We start from the raw sequence: 16,610 nt of genomic DNA on the forward strand, positions 1-16,610 counted from the left end.
TAGCGGAGCGCAGCCACGCTTCCCATCTCACGGCCATGACCGCATACTCGTTGCTCGACCTCGTCCCCATCGTTCAGGGCGGGACCGCCGCCCAGGCATTCGCCAACGCCGCCGATCTGGCCCGACATGCCGAGGATCTGGGCTTCAGCCGCTACTGGACGGCCGAGCATCACGGCATGGAGGGCATTGCCAGCGCCGCCACCGCGGTGGTGATCGGCCATGTCGCCCAGGCGACCAGCCGCATCCGCGTCGGCGCCGGCGGCATCATGCTGCCCAACCATTCGCCGCTCCAGGTTGCCGAGCAGTTCGGCACGCTCGACGCGCTGTTCCCCGGCCGCATCGATCTGGGCCTCGGCCGCGCGCCCGGGTCCGACCAGCGGGTCAGCCGTGCGATCCGCCGCGGCATGGGCGGCAATGGCGAGGAGTTTCCCCAGGACGTGCTCGAGCTCCAGGGCTATTTCGCCGACGATCCCAAGCTTGGCATCCGCGCTACGCCAGGTGCCGGCGCCGACGTGAAGATCTGGATCCTCGGCTCCAGCCTGTTCGGCGCGCAGCTCGCGGCGATGCTCGGGCTGCCTTATGCCTTCGCCTCGCACTTCGCGCCGGGGCTGATGGATGAGGCGGCGGACACCTATCGCCGCAACTTCCGTCCATCGAGCACGCTCGACAAGCCGCACCTGATGCTGGGCTTCAACGTCTTCGCCGCCGACACCGATGAGGAGGCCGAATATCTCGCCACCTCGCAGCAACAGGCGTTCGTCGCGATCCGCACGGGGAAGGGCATCCAGCTTCCGCCGCCGGTGCGCGGCTACCGCGAGAACCTCGGTGCGCAGGGCAATGCGATGCTCGACCAGGTCCTGTCCGCCTCGGCGATCGGCGGTCCGGAAAAGGTCGCCGGCGAACTCGCCGCGTTCATCGCGCGGACCGGCGCGGACGAACTGATGCTCACCAGCGCGATGTTCGACCACCAGGCCCGCCGCCGCAGCCTGGAAATCGCGGCGCAGGCGATGCGGGCGCTCTAGGACGCCGCGGGCAGCCGCAGGCGCACCAGCAGCCCGCCAAGGTCCTCGCTCTCCTCCAGCGCCACTGTTCCGTCATAGATCTCGGCGACGTCGCGCACGATCGCCAGCCCCAGCCCGGTTCCGGGCTTGCCGGTATCCAGCCGCACCCCACGGTCGAAGATGCGGATGCGGTCCGCCTCGGGGATGCCCATCCCGTCGTCCTCGACCATGATCTCCACGAAGCCGGCCTGCGCGCTCACGGTCATGAACACGCTGCCGCCGCCGTATTTGGCCGCGTTCTCGACCAAGTTGCCGAGCAGATCGTCCAAATCCTGCCGCTCGATATGCGCGACCAGGTCCTTCTGCCCGTCCACGTCGATCCGAACGTTGGGATAGAGCCGCGACACCGCCCGCTCCACCGCCTCGACCGAGGGCCAGACCGGCGCGCGGCTGTGCGCGCTCCCCCGCCGCCCCACCGCGCGGGCGCGCGCCAGATGGTGGTCGATCTGCCGCCGCATCGTCCGCGCTTCCCGAATGACGGTAGGCGCCAGGTCGTCCTGCCCCGCCGCCGCGGCGTTCATGATGACGCTCAGCGGCGTCTTGAGCGCATGCGCCAGATTGCCGGCATGCCGCCGCGCCTCCTCGGCCTGGCGGTCGTTATGCTCGACCAGCGCGTTCAGCTCCTCGACCATCGGCGCGACCTCGGCGGGCATCGCCCCCTGGATCCGCCGCGACTTGCCCGCGCGCAGCCGCGCGATCTCGCTCCGCAATTTTCGCAGCGGCAACAGCCCGTACCAGGTCTGCAGCGCCACCATCATCACCAGCCCCAGCCCGAGCAGCAGGAAGCTGCGGATCAGCGTCCGCCGCAGCACCGAGATCTGCGCGTCCAGCGGATCGCGCGACTGCGCCACCTGGAACTTCCACCGCACCGGCGATCCCGGCAGCTTCAGGTCGCGCTCGGCGATCCGCAGCGTCGTCTCGGGAAACTCGTCGCTCTCATAGATGTGCAGGTCGCGGTCGTCATGGACCTCGGCATTGACCTTCAGCTTGCGGTCCCACAGCGAGCGCGAGGGGAACGGATCGAACCCCTTGCCGCTGATCTGCCAATACGCGCCCGAATTGGGCTCCAGGAAGCGCTGGTCGGCCAGGTCGCGGCTGAACATCACCTCGCCGTTCGGCCCCACTTCCGCCGACACGATCATCGAGGTCAGCAGGAAATCGAGCTGGTCGTCGACATTCTGCGTCACCGCGCCGGTCAGCACCCGGTCTAGCGCGATCCCGCCGCCCACCAGCAGCAGCATGATCCAGGCGGTCGCCACCAGGATCATCCGCCGGCTCACCGATCCGGTGGTGCGCACATAGCCGCGCGACGTGAGCGCGTCCTGCGCGTCCTCCGCCTCGGCGGGCGCCGTCTCCTGCCTCCCGCCGAACCACCGCGTCAGCATCGGCTCAAGCCGGCTCCTCGAGGCTGTAGCCCAGGCCGCGAATGGTGGTGATCACGTCGGGGCCCAGCTTCTTGCGGATCCGCGTCACGAACACTTCGATCGTGTTCGAATCGCGATCGAAATCCTGGTCGTAGATATGCTCGATCAGCTCGGTGCGGCTCACCACCTTGCCCTTGTGGTGCAGCAGGTAGCTCAGCAGCTTGTATTCCTGCGCGGTCAGCTTCACCGGCTCGCCGGCCTTGGTGACCTTGCCCGATCGGGTGTCTAGGCGGATGTCGCCCGCGATCAGCTCGGCCGAGGCATTGCCCGACGCGCGCCGGATCAGCGCGCGTAGCCGGGCGATCAGTTCCTCGGTCTGGAACGGCTTGGCGACGTAATCGTCGGCGCCGGCGTCGAGCCCGGCCACCTTGTCCGACCAGCTGTCGCGCGCGGTCAGCACCAGCACCGGCATGGTCTTGCCTTCCTTGCGCCAGCGGTCGAGCACGGTGAGCCCGTCGATCTCGGGCAGGCCAAGATCGAGGATGATCGCGTCATATTCCTCGGTGGAGCCGAGGAAATGCCCCTCCTCGCCATCCGTCGCCAGGTCGACCGCATAGCCCGCGCCCTCCAGCGCGTTCTTCAGCTGCTGGCCCAGATTGGGTTCATCCTCGACGATCAACAGGCGCATAGTGTCTCCAGTTCGTTGGGCCGTGCCGGCTCAGTTGCCCGCCGTGCGCAGGATGCGGCCGCTGCGGCCATCCACGTCCACCCAGATCACCGATCCATTGCGCAGGAACTTGAGCGTGTAAATCTCCGTTCCGGGTTCATAATCAAATCCCAGATACTGCGCCCCGGGCATACGGGGAATGACGCGCCGCTCGATCTCGCGCGCGGGCAGGTTCTGCCCCATCTGCCGGCGCTGGCTCGCCGCGCTCTGGCCGCGGTCCTGCGCCTCGGCAACGCCGCCCAGGGCCGCGGCGCCCGAAAGCACAGCAGCCGCCAGGCACGCGCACAGGACGGGATGGACCAGCATTCGCATCGGCATCGCATGGGGGTCGGCCATTGAATAGCCCCTGAACGACATTGGGGAGCGGGCGTAACCTGCGGGCAACACTGGTGTTCCCGCGCCACTGCGCCGCGCGCCGACGCGCGCGCGCTGGTCCCCGTGCATACTGGCGTGCGCACGCCCGATCGGGCATTCTTCGCTCCGCACAGGCGGGCATCGCCCGCACGACGGAGGAGCGCAACCATGGCCGAGCCGACCCCGATCGACCTCCTCGAAGCCGCCATCGCCCGCGTCTGGAACGAGCGCGACGATCAAAGCAGGCTGGCGGCGATTGACGAACTCTACCACCGCGACGCGCGCATCTACGAGCCGGAACGTGCGATCACCGGGCACGCGGAAATATCGGACGTGGTCGCGCATGTGCTCGCCGACATGCCGCCGGGCTTCCGGTTCGAAGTGGTCGGCCACGCGCTTGGCCACCACGGCGTCGCCGTCGCCCGGTGGCGTGGCGGACCTCCGGGAGAAACCACGGTCACCGGCGCGGATGCCGCGCGCATCGTCGACGGAAAGATCCACGAGCACTGGTTCTTCTTCGATCCCGCGACCTGAGGCCGACGCACGGCCGGAAGACCGCGAGCCGCTGCGGCCATTGACCAAGACCGACCACCGAGGCGTGTAGGCTTTCTAGCAAGTGATCCATGTTGTTTTTGGAACACTGTCTCCGCGGTACCTTGGCTGGCTATGGACTATGCTGAACGATTGGCGGGGCTGAGGGCCCTTATCGCAGGCTCGAAGGCTGCGGCCGAAAGAGCGAAGCACGACCTCGCTGATTCGCTTGCGCGGATCGGCGAGGCGGAACGCCTGATCGGCGAGATCGAGGAACTTCAAAGCAAGGGGCTCGATCACACCCCTTAGTATTCGGTTGCGAAAACGGCCGGGGCCTTCAAGCCCCGGCCGCTTCGGATCAATATGCGGAAGCCTGAGCCTGTGTCGAGTTGTGTCCGCCGTTGCGGTACAGGATATCGCGGGCACGCTCTGCGTCGATGCCCGAACCGCCAACGGTCACCACGACGCCGCCATCCTTCATACGGCCGCCATAATAGGACGCATCGTCCTCGCTCACGCCGTGCTTGGTCAGCACTTCGTTGAACGTGCCGGTCAGGGCGCCCAGACCGGCGCCGATCGCCATGGCTTCGGGCACTGCGGATGCCGCGATCGCGCCTGCCGCTGCGAGCGGGCCCACGCCCGGGATCGCGAGTGCCGCCACGCCAAGACCCGCGCCAAGCGCGCCGCCGCCCAGGATGCCACGCAGGACGTTGCGATGGTGCTCGTCGGTGATCTCGCCTTCGCCCGATGTCGCAGTGGTAGTGCCGCCATGGTGCGCGATGATCGACAGGTCGGTGTCGCTTACGCCGGCAGTGCGAAGCTCGGAAACCGCGCGCTCCGCCTCTGCGTGCGAATCAAAAATCGCTGATGCATGAACCATAAGATAAATCCTCTCGGTGCGTCACGTCTGTGACTGCTGCGGCCCGAACAATGCGGAGACGCCCTTCGTTCCCCGGCATTGTGACTTCGGGCGGAGTGGATGGGCGAAACGCAGGCGCGTCGCTCTGCGTGGCGACAATTGGGTGCGGGCCGACTTCCCCTCGCAACCACAGGCACCTGCGCGCCCAACAGCGGCCAGTTGCGGCCATGCGCTTTCGCTGCCACGCTTCGCTGTGATCCGGAGGCCGAACGATGACGCAGCGCAGGCTCGAACCGCGACGACACACCCGCACCCTCGGCCTCGCCGCCGCGATGCTGTGCACCGGATGCGAGGCCGACCGCACGCCGCCACCAACATCCTCGGTCGGCGGCCTGCCGGTCAGCGGCAGCTTCGCCGATGCGCGGCGCGCCGGCTTCACCAACTGCTTCAATCCCGACGCGACGCGGATACGCTGCCGGCGGCATGGCGTGATGCTGGCGGGGCAGGGGCCGTATGAAGCCGCGGTCGATCTGCTCGGAAGCGGTGGGGCCGGGGGCTTCGACGAGATCACCCTTTGGCACGACCGCGATCCCTATGCGGTCTACAAGATCCGCGACGCGCTGAAGGGCAAGGGCTGGCGGTACTGCTTCACCGGCAGCGCGCATATGGGCGACCAGGCCATCTATTCGCGCCCCGACATGCCGGTGATCCTCTCGATGGACCTCAGCTATTGGGGCAAGCGCCGCCTGCGGTTGATCCCGGTGTGGAAACACAAGGAAGCGCGCTGCACGCCGAAATATGATCTAACCTGACCGGCAGCACCACCAGCGGCGGCATGGCCATTGTGGTTGCCGCCTGCGGACCCTAGGTGTCGCGTTCGCGCTGTGCGTCTCGGGTAAACCGTGATGCCGGTTCCCACCGCACGACGCCGCACTCGGCTTTCCAGCACCAGCAAGGTCCCATGGCTGCACCGCTTCTCGCCTTCGAAAATCTCGGCCTCAACCAGGGTGTCCGCTGGCTCTTCCGCGGGCTCAACCTTGCGGTGGGCGAGCGTGACCGGCTGGCGCTGATCGGCCGCAACGGCGCGGGCAAGACCACCTTGCTCAAGCTGATCGCCGGATCGATCGAGGGGGACGAGGGCCGCCGCACCATCCAGCCGGGCACCCAGGTGGTGCTGCTGGAGCAGGAGCCGCGCATGGCCGGCTGCACCACGCTGCGCGACTATGTCCTGTCCGGCGACGACGCGCCCGAGCATTATGAGGCCGAGGCGATTGCCGACCAGCTCGGGATCGACCTGGACCGCGAGGCGGCGACCGCCAGCGGCGGCGAGCGGCGCCGCGCCGCGATCGCCCGCGCGCTGGCGCAGAACCCCGACGTGCTGCTGCTCGACGAGCCCACCAACCATCTCGATCTCGCCGCGATCGAGTGGCTCGAGGATTGGCTCAAGCGCTTCAACGGCGCGTTCATCGTCATCAGCCACGACCGTACCTTCCTCACTCGGCTGACCCGCGCGACCTTGTGGCTCGACCGCGGCACGATCCGCCGCGCCGATGTCGGCTTCGGCGGGTTCGAGGCGTGGACCGAACAGGTCTATGCGGAAGAGGAACGCAACGCCGCCCGGCTCGACGCCAAGCTCAAGCTCGAGGAGCATTGGCTCCAGCGCGGCGTCACCGGCCGCCGCCGCCGCAACCAGGGACGGCTCGAAAAGCTCAAGGAGATGCGCGCCACCCGCGCGGCGATGACCGGGCCGCAGGGCGCCGCAAAGCTCGTGACCTCCGCCGACGACACCAACACCAAGGTGGTGATCGACGCCAAGCACGTCACCAAGTCTTACGGCGACCGGACCATCATCAAGGACTTCACCTTCCGCGTGACCAAGGGCGACCGCATCGGCCTGGTCGGGTCGAACGGCGCGGGCAAGTCGACGCTGCTCAAGCTGCTGACCGGCGAAGTCACTCCCGACGAAGGCAGCGTCCGCCTGTCGCAGACGCTAGACAGCGTCATCATCGACCAGCAGCGCAGCCTGATGTCGCCGGAAAAGACCGTGCGCGACGTGCTCGCCGATGGCGGCGACTGGATCGACGTGCTCGGCGCCCGGAAACACATCCACGGCTATCTCAAGGAGTTCCTGTTCGATCCCAGCCTGACCGAGGCGAAGGTCGGCACGCTCTCGGGCGGCGAGCGCTCGCGGCTGCTGCTGGCGCGTGAATTCGCGCGCCCCTCCAACCTGCTGGTGCTCGACGAGCCGACCAATGATCTCGATCTGGAAACGCTCGATCTGCTCCAGGAAGTGATCGCCGACTATGAAGGCACGGTGCTGATCGTCAGCCACGACCGCGACTTTCTCGATCGCACCGTCACGGTGACGCTCGGCCTGGACGGCTCGGGGCTCGTCGACGTGGTGGTCGGCGGCTATGCCGATTGGGAAGCCAAGCGCCGCCCCAAGACCGAAGGCCGCAAGGCGCCCCGCACCGCGCCGGCGGCCCAGGCCGCGCCACCCAAAAAGGCAGTCAAGCTGACCTACAAGGACCAGCGCGACTACGACCTGCTGCCCAAGCGCATCGAAGAGATCGAGGCCCAGATCGCCCGCGACGAAGCCGCGATGGCCGATCCCGCGCTCTACACTAGGGAGCCGGCCAAGTTCGCCAAGCTGAACGAAGGCATCGCCAAGCTCCGCGCGGAAAAGGACGCCGCCGAACTACGCTGGCTCGAACTCGCCGAACAGGTCGAGGCGCTGGGCTGACGCGGACACGCCGTCATTCGGCCTCGGGCCGGAATTCCGACCTTCGCCACACCCTACGTCATCCCGGCCTTGAGCCGGGATCCCGCTTCTTCTTCTTCTGTGGGGCAAGGCAGCGGGACCCCGGCTCAAGGCCGGGGTGACGACGGGACAGACGCGCGCACCCTTACCCCGCCAGCTCCACCGTGATTCGCGTGCCCTCCGGCCCGCTCTCCGCCCGCAACACGCCGCCGGCCTGGCGCGCGAAGCTTTCGGTCAGCCGCTGGCCCAGCCCGCCCTCGCGCCCCTTGGCCAGCAGTTCGGGCGACGTACCTTGCCCATTGTCGGCCACGGTCAGCCTCCAGCCGCCGTTGGCCACCGCCTCGAACCGCACGCTGATCATCCCAGTGTCGCGGTCGGTAAAGGCGTGCTTGGCGGCGTTGGTCACGAGTTCGTTGACGATCAACCCGATCGACACCGCGCGGTCGCGCGGCAGGGTGGCGGAGTCGAACTTGCAGTCGAGCACGACCGCGCCCTGCAGGAACAGCGCTTCGGACAGCGCCGCGCACAGCTCCTCCAGATAGGCGGCCATGTCGAGCTCGCCCGAGCTGGTGCCGCCGCGATACAAATGCCGGTGTGCGCGGGCGATGCTCTGGACCCGGGCCAGCGCGGTGCCCAGCGCCTCGGCGGTTTCGCTGCTCGCCGCGCGCCGGCGCTGGAGGTCGAGCATCGCCGTCACCAGCGTGAAGTTGTTCTTCACGCGGTGGTCGAACTCTTCGAGGAACAGGTCGCGCTCGGCGATCTCGCGGTCGCGCTCGGCGGTGGCGCGCCGCACTGCTCGGCGGAACAGGTCGGCGATCAGGATCATGATGGCGTAGGCGAGCGCCAGCACCATCAGCCGCGGCGTATCCTCCGGCCGCTTCAGGAAAAAGCTGCCATGGGGCGCCAGCACGAAGTACCAGGTGTGGGTGAGCGAGATGAGCGCGCACAGCATGCCCGATCCCCAGCGTGCGAACAGCGTCGCGACCAGTACGGCGGGATAGCCCAGCGCGAACGGGCCGGCGCCCGGCGCGAACTGGTCGATGCCGGTGCGCAGCAGCATCGCCGCTGCCACGCACAGCAGCGCGAACGCAAGTTGCGTCACCCAGGCCGGCGCGTACGGCGCCAGCCTTTCGGGCAGATCGAGTTCGCCTATTCGCCCCATTTTCTCAGAAAAAGCAGGCGCTTCACTACAGCGTTAGTCAAGCGGAACCATGGCGCAGTTGATCTTGATCAGCCGGTTTCACAGCGACTTGCCGCACCTTCCGGCAACTTCGACGACATATTGCCACGCCACGCGCCCCGAACGGCTCCCCCGCCGCGTCGCCCACTCCACGGCCTCCTGCGGATCGAAGGGAATAGCATGCCGCTGCGCGTAACTTTCGACAACTTCCAGATACGTCTCCTGATTCATCGCGTGAAATCCCAAACTCAGCCCGAACCGATCCGCCAATGCCAGGCTGTCGTCCACCGAATCGCGCGGATTTATCGCACTCGCCTGCTCCGCCAGATCGCGCGGCATCAGGTGCCGGCGGTTCGACGTGACGATCAGCCGGCTGTTTTCCGGCCGAGCCTCCGCGCCGCCATCCAGCATCGACCGCAACAGCCGCGCCTCGCCCGCGCCTTCGAACCCAAGATCGTCCAGGAAGACCGCGAACCGCCGCTCAATGCTTTCCAGCCTCGCGAACAGCGCGGGCAATGTCTCGAGCTCCGCCGCAGAGACCTCCACAAGCGCTAGCGACCCGCCGCCTGCTTGGATGCTCGCCACAACGCTCTTCACCAGCGCCGACTTACCCGTCCCTCGCGCACCCCACAGCAGCACGTCATGTGCCGCAGCACCCACGTCCAGCCGTGCGAGACTCGCACGCAACGCGTCGCGCTGGCGCTCCAGTCCGCGCAGCATGTCCAGCGGCAGCGGGCGAAACGCACGCGTAGCGAGCAGCGTCGCACCCTTCCAGACATAGGCCGGGTGGATGCGGGCATCGGCGTCGGCCTGCGGCGCCGGTGCAAGCCGCTCCAGTGCTTCGGCAATGCGAGTCAGACTATCGAAATTCATCCGGTGCGCTTACCGCAAGCGATCACAGGCGGAAATGCAGACTCGATCAGCGCAGGCGCGCAAGCAGTGCAGTCGCCTCCGCACGCTGCGTGAAGCGCGGATCGGCTAGCGCAGCCGTTGCGAGGCTCGCTGCGCCTGGGCGATTTCCGAGTTCCGCATAAACCTGCGCAAGCCGCCAACGCGGCTCCGGTTGATCAGGCGCGAGGCGGATCGCCTTCCGCATCATCTCCGCGGCGTGCGGCAGGTCGCCGTTCTGGTACAAGACCCAACCATATGCATTCGCCGTCATCGGGCTGGCGGGCGCGAGTGCATAAGCGGCTTCTGCGAACTCCTCTGCGGTGTCCGACGCCCCGGCGCCGGAATAAGCGAGCGCAAGATCTGCGTTGAGCGCCGCGTCGCCATCGCCGATCTGGAAGCGTACTTGCTCCAAGCTATCGATCGCTGCATCAAATTCTCCAGCGGCGAGTTGGGCGCGCGCCGACAGGCGCAACGCCGTCGCATCCATCGGATTTTGCGACAAGAACAGTGCCAGCACGTTCGCTGCTTCCTCGTTCTTGCCGGTAGCCTCAAGCGCTTCGACAAGTCGCAGCATGGTCGGTCCATCGAAACGCAGATCCGCGGCGTGCTTGTAGACCGGCACGGCGTCTGCCGCGCTCCCCCCCAGCATCAGCGCATCGCCCAAGAGCATCTGCGCAGTGGGCACGTTCGCGTTCCGCGCCGCGATACCCTGCGCCCTGCGCAGGCCCGCAGCGAAGTCGCCTTTTGCGTACAGCCCACGAAGCAGCGGTAGCTGGGCACCAGGGTCATCTGGATGCTCATCGGCTTGCGCTGTAAGCGTGTCGATGCTGTCCATCGGGCTGAACACGGCATCATCGCGCGAGATTGACTGCGTGCTGCGGTCGATCAGGCCTGCCGCCTTATCTCGGTCGCCAAGCCGTTCAATGCCCCGCGCCGCGAGAAGCAGCGTGTAGCTGTCTGCATCGCTGCGCGTCACCGTTCCTTGAAGCAGATCCATAGCCGCCGGAGCAAGGTCGCGGCGCAACATTGCGCCAGCCAATAGTCGACGTCCGGCGATGTTCATAGGTTGGACGTCGACCAGCGCCTTCAGCTTTGCGATCGCCTGTTCATAGTCTCCGGCCTGCAGATCGAGCACGCCTTTCATGAGCAGCATGCCGGGCACGCTGTCGATCGCGCCGCCGGTTTTCGCCAGCAAGCTGCGGGCAAGCTCGAGATTGCCTGCGCGTGCTGCCACTACCGACTGAAGATAGAAGGCCTGAGGACTCGCAGGGCGTACTGCGAGGGCCCGGCGGGTTATGGCGAGGGCATCGATAGACCGGCCGGCGTCGCCAAGTGTCGCTGCGTACTCGATCAGCGTCGCATGATCGCGTGGATCGCGTTTGAGCGCCGCCTCGAACCAGGGAAGCGCGGCGAGGAGGCCGTACTGGTTTCGGATCAATTCGCCGCGCAACCTGAGCGCTTCCAAGTGGCCACGATCGAGCGCAAGTGCGCGTTGTGCCGCTAGGTTCGCACCCGCTACGTCGCCGGCGCTGAGTCTGAACCTGCCGATTTCGGACCAGGTGTCGGGGTCTAGCGGAGCGAGGCGTGCAGACTGGTCGAACAGGGAGGCGGCTTTCGCCCACTCGCCACGGGCACTCAGCGCGTGCGCCTGGATGCGCAGCGCATAGGCGCGAAACGGTGGTGCAGTGCGTGCGGCTTCGGTGAACGCCTTACCCTCATCGCCTTGCAGCAGAAAGGCATGCGCGCGTAGCTGGGGCATCAGCTTGGCGTCACCGCCAGCCTCGATCGAGCGCCTAAGTTCCGCCTCGGCGCCAATGCCGTCGCCCAATGCCAGCATCGCTTTCGCCAGCGCTAGATGTGCTTCGGCGTTTCCTGCGCCGCCACGGATGGCAGTCAGTGCCCACTCGCGAGCATCGCTGGCGTTGTGCTCTTTCAACGCGGCTGCGCTGCGTGCGGTCGCTTGACGTGCCTCCGTGCCACTTTTGCTCGGGCCGAACTGCGTCCAGATGGCAAACGCGGCCACAAGCGCGCCGATCGTCAGAAGCACGACGATCAAGCGGCGCAAGAAGCTCATGTCGGCTCTGCTGCGTCTAGGGCTGGAGATCATAAGCCTTCATCAAATCATACAAGGTCGGGCGGCTGATCCCTAAGAGCCGTGCCGTGCCCGAAATATTGCCATCGGCGCGTGCCAAGGCGTGTCTGATCGCCTTGCGGTCCGCGTGTTCGCGTGCTGCCTTGAGATTGATAGGCTGGCCATGATCCGGGGCGGCGAGATCAAGGTCGAGGGCAGATACCATCTTGCCATCGGCCATGATCACCGCGCGCTTAACCCGATTTTCCAACTCGCGCACATTTCCCGGCCACTGCCACGCGTCTATTGCAGCGAGCGCGTCGGGTGCGAAGCCACGAACACCAGGGTTCATCGTCTGGGCATGCTTCTGGAGGAAATGACGGGCGAGCAACCCAGGGTCTCCCGCGCGCTCATGAAGGGCGGGTATGCGGACCACGATCTCCGCCAGACGATAGTAGAGGTCTTCGCGGAACCGGCCGTTGGCGATCATGTCTTCAAGGTTCTGATGCGTCGCGCAGACGATGCGGGTATCGACCGGGATCGGCTTGCGGCCGCCGACACGCTCAACGACGCGCTCCTGCAAGAAGCGCAGAAGTTTCACCTGGAGCGGCAGCGGGATGTCCCCGACCTCGTCGAGAAACAGGGTGCCTCTGTCTGCCAGCTCGATCTTGCCTTCGGTCGTTTTTACTGCGCCGGTGAAGGCGCCCTTTTCATGGCCGAACAGTTCGGATTCGAGGAGCGTTTCGGGAATGGCAGCGCAGTTGATCGCTACGAAGTTACCCTTGCGGCGGCTGGCGTCATGCAGCCCACGGGCCAGCAGTTCCTTGCCCGTGCCGCTGGCGCCTAGCAGCATCACCGATACGTCCGCATTCGCCACGCGCTCGACTGTGCGCATGACCTTCAGCATCTCCGGCGCACCGGTGACGATGCCGCCAAGCCCGGCGCCGAGCCCCGCCCATTCCGAGAGGCGCCGGTTCTCCTGTTCGAGCCCATGGACGTGGAAGGCGCGCGCGACGATCAGGCCCAGCGCATCGATATCGATCGGCTTCTGGTAGAAGTCCCAGGCGCCCAGCGCGATCGCCTTGAGCATCGACTCGTGCGCACCGTGACCCGAAGCGACGATGACCTTGGTGTCGGGGCGGAGCTGCAAGATCGCTTCCAGCGTCGCAAAGCCCTCTTCCGTGCCATCGGGATCCGGCGGAAGACCAAGGTCCAGCGTGACGACCTGAGGCTCTTCCGCGCGAATGCGCGTGATGGCTTCCTCGCGCGTGGCCGCACAGCTGATGTCATAGCCTTCATACGCCCAGCGTAGCTGGCGCTGCAGGCCGAGATCGTCCTCCACGATCAGCAGTCGCTTATCCTGGCTCATGCTGCCTGTTCCATCTGTGCAGCCGATGTCTGCGCGCCCCTGAGTTTCACTCGAAATCGACTCCCCACACCCTCGCGCGACGTCACTTCCAATGTTGCCCCCATCGCCGCCGCAAGTTGCCTAGCCTCGAAGGCGCCGATGCCGAAGCCGCCGGATTTCGACGATACGAACGGTTTGAAGAGCCGGTCGCGAATGAAGCCTTGCGACATTCCACAGCCTTCATCGATGACATCGATGACGACGCTGCCGCTCTCCGTGCCGATGGCGAGCGTCACCGGATCGGTCGGGGCGCTGGCTTCGATGGCATTCTGAAGCAAATGGGCCAGCACCTGTTCAAGGCTCATCGGGTCCGCGATAGCCACTGCAGCAGGTGCCGCGACGATCGCAACGGGGTGCTGGCCCTTGCGACGGCTTGCTACGCGCTCGACCAGAGGCACGACGTCCACCGGCTGCGGCGGCTCCGTCCTGCTGCGATGATGCTGGGAGAGCCGCGCCAGCAAAGCGTTCATGCGCTCCGCCGACTCCTGAAGCGTCGCAATCATGTCCGCGCGGAACTCGGGTTTGTCGGCGTGCCGCTCGGCGTTGCGCGCGGTTAGCGTCAACTGGCTGACCAGATTCTTGATGTCGTGCAGGATGAACGCGAATCGCCGATTGAACTCGTCGAAGCGTTGCGCTTCTGCCAACGCTTCCTGCGCACGTGCTTCAGCCAAATAGCTCGCTACCTGGCGCCCCGCGACTTTCAGCAGATCAAGGTCTTCCCAGTCCAAGGCGCGGGGAAGGGGCGGACGGGCGAGAAGGATGGCGCCAGCGAGCTGCCCCAGGTGCGGCAGGGGCACGAGCACCCAGGCATTGGCCGAAGCGAGCAGCCAATGCGGGACGGCTTGTGCATCTGCGCTGCCCTCGCCGCTGATCCGCAGCGCATCCAGATCCACGATACGACCGGTATGCTGGAGATGGTGAACAAGCGTCCCGTCGTCGTCCCCGGGGATCACGTCTTGATCCCAGTTCCACGAAGACGCTGGTACAAGCGTGCCGCCATCCGGAACGAGAAGCAGCCCTGCCGGCGAATCGGTCAGATCCGCCAGCGCCTTGACGATGCGTTCCTCAAGGGGTGCGGCTTCGGAGGAGCCGAGCGTGTCGGTAAAGCGCATCCACTCGCTGCGATAATCATAACGATGGCGGAAGAAGTGCTTTGCCAGCTTCACCTTGATCCAGGCACGCAGCCAGCTGTTCGATACCAGCGTCAGGATGGCGGCGGTCGAGCCCAATACGAATGCAGTTTGAAGGATGCGCGCGTGACTTCCGCCTACCGTTGCGATCGCACTCGTCGCCAGCGCCAGGAACAGCAGATATCCGCCGATGGCGACCAATGAGAGCGACTGATAGGCAACGGTGCGCGACACTTGCACGCCCCATTCTCCCTTTCGCTGCAGCCCGGTGCCCATAGCCGCTGCCACCGCCATCATAGCGACGCCCCGCACCGCAACCGGCTCCATCCGCCAGGTGCCGCCAAGATACGCGGTGCCGAACAGGATCGTGTCGGCCGCCCAAATCCCGCCGATCGCGAGAACGATCATGCGCTTGCCGGCGCGGGGCAGCAGCGCGGCGAACAATGCATTGAGAAGCACGAGCGCAGCGACCGCAGCAAGCAACTGGAGCAGGATGGCGGTGTTCTCGAACTTCCCGTCGGCAACGCCCCCGGCGACCTCATTCGCGACGCGGGCACCCAGATTGGCCAGGATCACCAATCCCACGACTCCGTAGACAGTGCCGAGCGCTACCGGCGGACGGACGTTGCCGTCGCGGCGGTGAATGATCAGCATCGCGAACAGCCACGCCAGGTTCCGCAACGCTTCGACCATCTGAGTCACGAAATCGCCGCTGCCGATCCCGGCAACCGCCAGCGCCCAAAGTGCAGTGATCGCAAAGGCGGCGGCAAGTGGAGCCCGAGGAAGCCCATGCTCCTTGGAGCGTATGGTCCAGAAGGCCAGACCTCCGAACAACAGCGCAGTGAGCGCGTGCGTCCAGACGATGATGGTCAGTGTCATCAGCGCGCGCCCTCGGGAAATAGGATCACGCGGATCGTCTGCAGCAGGATCAAAATGTCGAGAAAAGGCGAGTAGTTCTTCGCATAGAACAGGTCGTATTCAAGCTTCTGCCGCGCATCGTCGATCGAAGCGCCATAGGGATAATTGATTTGTGCCCAGCCGGTGATCCCCGGCTTCACCATGTGACGTTCGGCATAAAAGGGCAGCCTTTGATCCAGGTCGTCGACGAATTGGGGACGCTCCGGACGGGGCCCGACGAAGCTCATCTCACCCTTCAGCACGCTCCAGCATTGCGGGAGTTCGTCGATGCGGAGCTTCCGGATGAGGCGCCCTATCCGAGTGACCCGCGGATCGTCCTTTTCAGCCCACACAGCGATCCCCGGCACTTCGGCGTCCTGCCGCATGGAGCGGAGCTTCACGACGTCGAACCCCTGGCCGTAAAGGCCTACCCGGCGCTGCCGGTAGAAGGCCGGGCCCCGGCTTTCGAGCTTTACCAGGATGGCGGTAACCAGGATCAACGGCAGCGTGATTGCGAGAAGGATTACGCTCGCGCCGATGTCGAAGAGCCGCTTGAAAGCGCTCGACACCATCCGGCCCGAGGAGAACCCGTCCGAGAAGATCAGCCAGCTCGGACTGACGCTGTCCAGATCGACTCGTCCAGTCTCCCGCTCCAGGAAGGTCGAAATCTCGTTGACGTGAACGCCGGTTGTCTTGACCCGCAGCAAGTCCTTGAGCGGCAGCGCATTGCGGCGTTCCTCGAGCGCCAATACGACTTCGCTGGCGTTGAGAAGCACGACATGGTCCGCGAGATTGTAGATCGCGTCTCTGGCAATCGCCTCGGGGATCACACGATTGGCTTCGCTCATCGCGACATAGCCGACCACCGCAAAGCCCGCTCCGGGAAGCTTGGACAATGCCTTCAGCCGTGCCGCGCGAGGACCTGCACCCAAGACTACGATCCTGCGTTTGAACACTTGGCCACCAAGCGTCTTGCCGAGCAGCAACCGGATGAGCAGCAACAGCACCAGCGTGGTTGCCATCGCGTAGAGAAGGTTGGAGCGCCAAAAGCTCAGCTGGGGGATCGCGAAGTAAATCGCGCTCAACCCGATCACGCCGAGCGAAACCGCTACGAGCAGCCGCGCCGTCGCATAGCGGATCGACTGGAGGCTTTCGGCGCCATAAACGCCGACTGCGATCATCGCGAGTTCGATGAACAGCGCGAAGGCGACGAGTTGCGGGAGCCGCTCGACCATCGGTCCTGGAACAAGGCCGGCCTGGTGGGCGCGCATCAGCCAGCCGATTTCGCCCGCCGCCAGCAGAAGGACAAGGTCCATCAAGCCGAGCAGCAGCACGGCATTGGGCACGTAATGCTTGAATAGGCGGATCATGACAGC

General features: G+C 65.9%; 15 protein-coding genes. 5 read left to right on the plus strand and 10 right to left on the minus strand.

The features are described from left to right. Window positions 1-35 precede the first annotated feature (35 nt). On the plus strand, window positions 36-1,022 hold the full coding sequence (locus LZ586_RS14025; protein WP_235076901.1) for an LLM class flavin-dependent oxidoreductase: 987 nt from the start codon (window positions 36-38) through the stop codon (window positions 1,020-1,022). Here LZ586_RS14025 and LZ586_RS14030 read toward each other — a convergent pair. The 3 genes from LZ586_RS14030 to LZ586_RS14040 all read right to left on the minus strand — a co-directional run bounded on the left by LZ586_RS14030 (window position 1,019) and on the right by LZ586_RS14040 (window position 3,488). Then, complete coding sequence (locus LZ586_RS14030; RefSeq protein ID WP_235079818.1) at window positions 1,019-2,329, minus strand: sensor histidine kinase; 1,311 nt, start codon at window positions 2,327-2,329, stop codon at window positions 1,019-1,021. The genes LZ586_RS14025 and LZ586_RS14030 overlap by 4 nt on opposite strands. A 121-nt stretch (window positions 2,330-2,450) precedes the next feature. Beyond that, window positions 2,451-3,113, minus strand: a complete 663-nt coding sequence (locus LZ586_RS14035; RefSeq protein ID WP_231029348.1) for a response regulator transcription factor — start codon at window positions 3,111-3,113, stop codon at window positions 2,451-2,453. A gap of 30 nt (window positions 3,114-3,143) precedes the next feature. Then, a complete protein-coding gene (locus tag LZ586_RS14040) occupies window positions 3,144-3,488 on the minus strand; it encodes a hypothetical protein (RefSeq protein ID WP_235076902.1) in 345 nt (114 codons plus the stop codon). A gap of 186 nt (window positions 3,489-3,674) precedes the next feature. Between LZ586_RS14040 and LZ586_RS14045 the strand changes: the two genes are divergently transcribed. Together LZ586_RS14045 and LZ586_RS14050 are read left to right on the plus strand one after the other, a co-directional pair. Further along, complete coding sequence (locus LZ586_RS14045; RefSeq protein WP_235076903.1) at window positions 3,675-4,040, plus strand: nuclear transport factor 2 family protein; 366 nt, start codon at window positions 3,675-3,677, stop codon at window positions 4,038-4,040. A gap of 132 nt (window positions 4,041-4,172) precedes the next feature. Continuing rightward, the gene (locus tag LZ586_RS14050; RefSeq protein ID WP_235076904.1) at window positions 4,173-4,346 is read left to right on the plus strand and encodes a hypothetical protein; all 174 of its coding nucleotides are present in this window, start codon (window positions 4,173-4,175) and stop codon (window positions 4,344-4,346) included. A gap of 49 nt (window positions 4,347-4,395) precedes the next feature. Here the strand turns inward: LZ586_RS14050 and LZ586_RS14055 are convergent, their stop codons facing one another. Then, window positions 4,396-4,917 carry a general stress protein gene (locus LZ586_RS14055; RefSeq protein WP_235076905.1) on the minus strand — a complete coding sequence of 174 codons (522 nt, stop codon included), beginning with the start codon at window positions 4,915-4,917 and terminating at the stop codon, window positions 4,396-4,398. Window positions 4,918-5,168: 251 nt separating this feature from the next. Between LZ586_RS14055 and LZ586_RS14060 the strand changes: the two genes are divergently transcribed. Both LZ586_RS14060 and LZ586_RS14065 read left to right on the plus strand, forming a co-directional pair. Next, window positions 5,169-5,708 carry a hypothetical protein gene (locus LZ586_RS14060; RefSeq protein WP_235076906.1) on the plus strand — a complete coding sequence of 180 codons (540 nt, stop codon included), beginning with the start codon at window positions 5,169-5,171 and terminating at the stop codon, window positions 5,706-5,708. Window positions 5,709-5,857: 149 nt separating this feature from the next. Beyond that, window positions 5,858-7,639, plus strand: coding sequence for an ABC-F family ATP-binding cassette domain-containing protein (locus tag LZ586_RS14065; protein ID WP_235076907.1), 1,782 nt, complete (start codon window positions 5,858-5,860; stop codon window positions 7,637-7,639). Between the two features lie 163 nt (window positions 7,640-7,802). Here LZ586_RS14065 and LZ586_RS14070 read toward each other — a convergent pair whose 3' ends face one another. The 6 genes from LZ586_RS14070 to LZ586_RS14095 all read right to left on the minus strand — a co-directional run bounded on the left by LZ586_RS14070 (window position 7,803) and on the right by LZ586_RS14095 (window position 16,604). Next, window positions 7,803-8,819 carry a sensor histidine kinase gene (locus LZ586_RS14070; protein ID WP_235076908.1) on the minus strand — a complete coding sequence of 339 codons (1,017 nt, stop codon included), beginning with the start codon at window positions 8,817-8,819 and terminating at the stop codon, window positions 7,803-7,805. Between the two features lie 78 nt (window positions 8,820-8,897). Continuing rightward, window positions 8,898-9,710, minus strand: a complete 813-nt coding sequence (locus LZ586_RS14075; RefSeq protein WP_235076909.1) for a DUF815 domain-containing protein — start codon at window positions 9,708-9,710, stop codon at window positions 8,898-8,900. A gap of 46 nt (window positions 9,711-9,756) precedes the next feature. Beyond that, window positions 9,757-11,802, minus strand: a complete 2,046-nt coding sequence (locus LZ586_RS14080; RefSeq protein WP_235076910.1) for a tetratricopeptide repeat protein — start codon at window positions 11,800-11,802, stop codon at window positions 9,757-9,759. A gap of 16 nt (window positions 11,803-11,818) precedes the next feature. After that, on the minus strand, window positions 11,819-13,168 hold the full coding sequence (gene prsR, locus LZ586_RS14085; protein WP_235076911.1) for a PEP-CTERM-box response regulator transcription factor: 1,350 nt from the start codon (window positions 13,166-13,168) through the stop codon (window positions 11,819-11,821). Continuing rightward, window positions 13,165-15,216, minus strand: a complete 2,052-nt coding sequence (gene prsK, locus LZ586_RS14090; RefSeq protein ID WP_235076912.1) for an XrtA/PEP-CTERM system histidine kinase PrsK — start codon at window positions 15,214-15,216, stop codon at window positions 13,165-13,167. Before prsK ends, prsR begins: the two co-directional genes overlap by 4 nt. Next, window positions 15,216-16,604, minus strand: a complete 1,389-nt coding sequence (locus LZ586_RS14095; RefSeq protein ID WP_235076913.1) for a TIGR03013 family XrtA/PEP-CTERM system glycosyltransferase — start codon at window positions 16,602-16,604, stop codon at window positions 15,216-15,218. The genes prsK and LZ586_RS14095 overlap by 1 nt, the downstream gene beginning before the upstream one ends. Window positions 16,605-16,610: the final 6 nt, after the last annotated feature.

It is taken from the genome of Sphingomonas sp. S2-65 (assembly GCF_021513175.1).
Lineage (GTDB): Bacteria > Pseudomonadota > Alphaproteobacteria > Sphingomonadales > Sphingomonadaceae > Sphingomonas.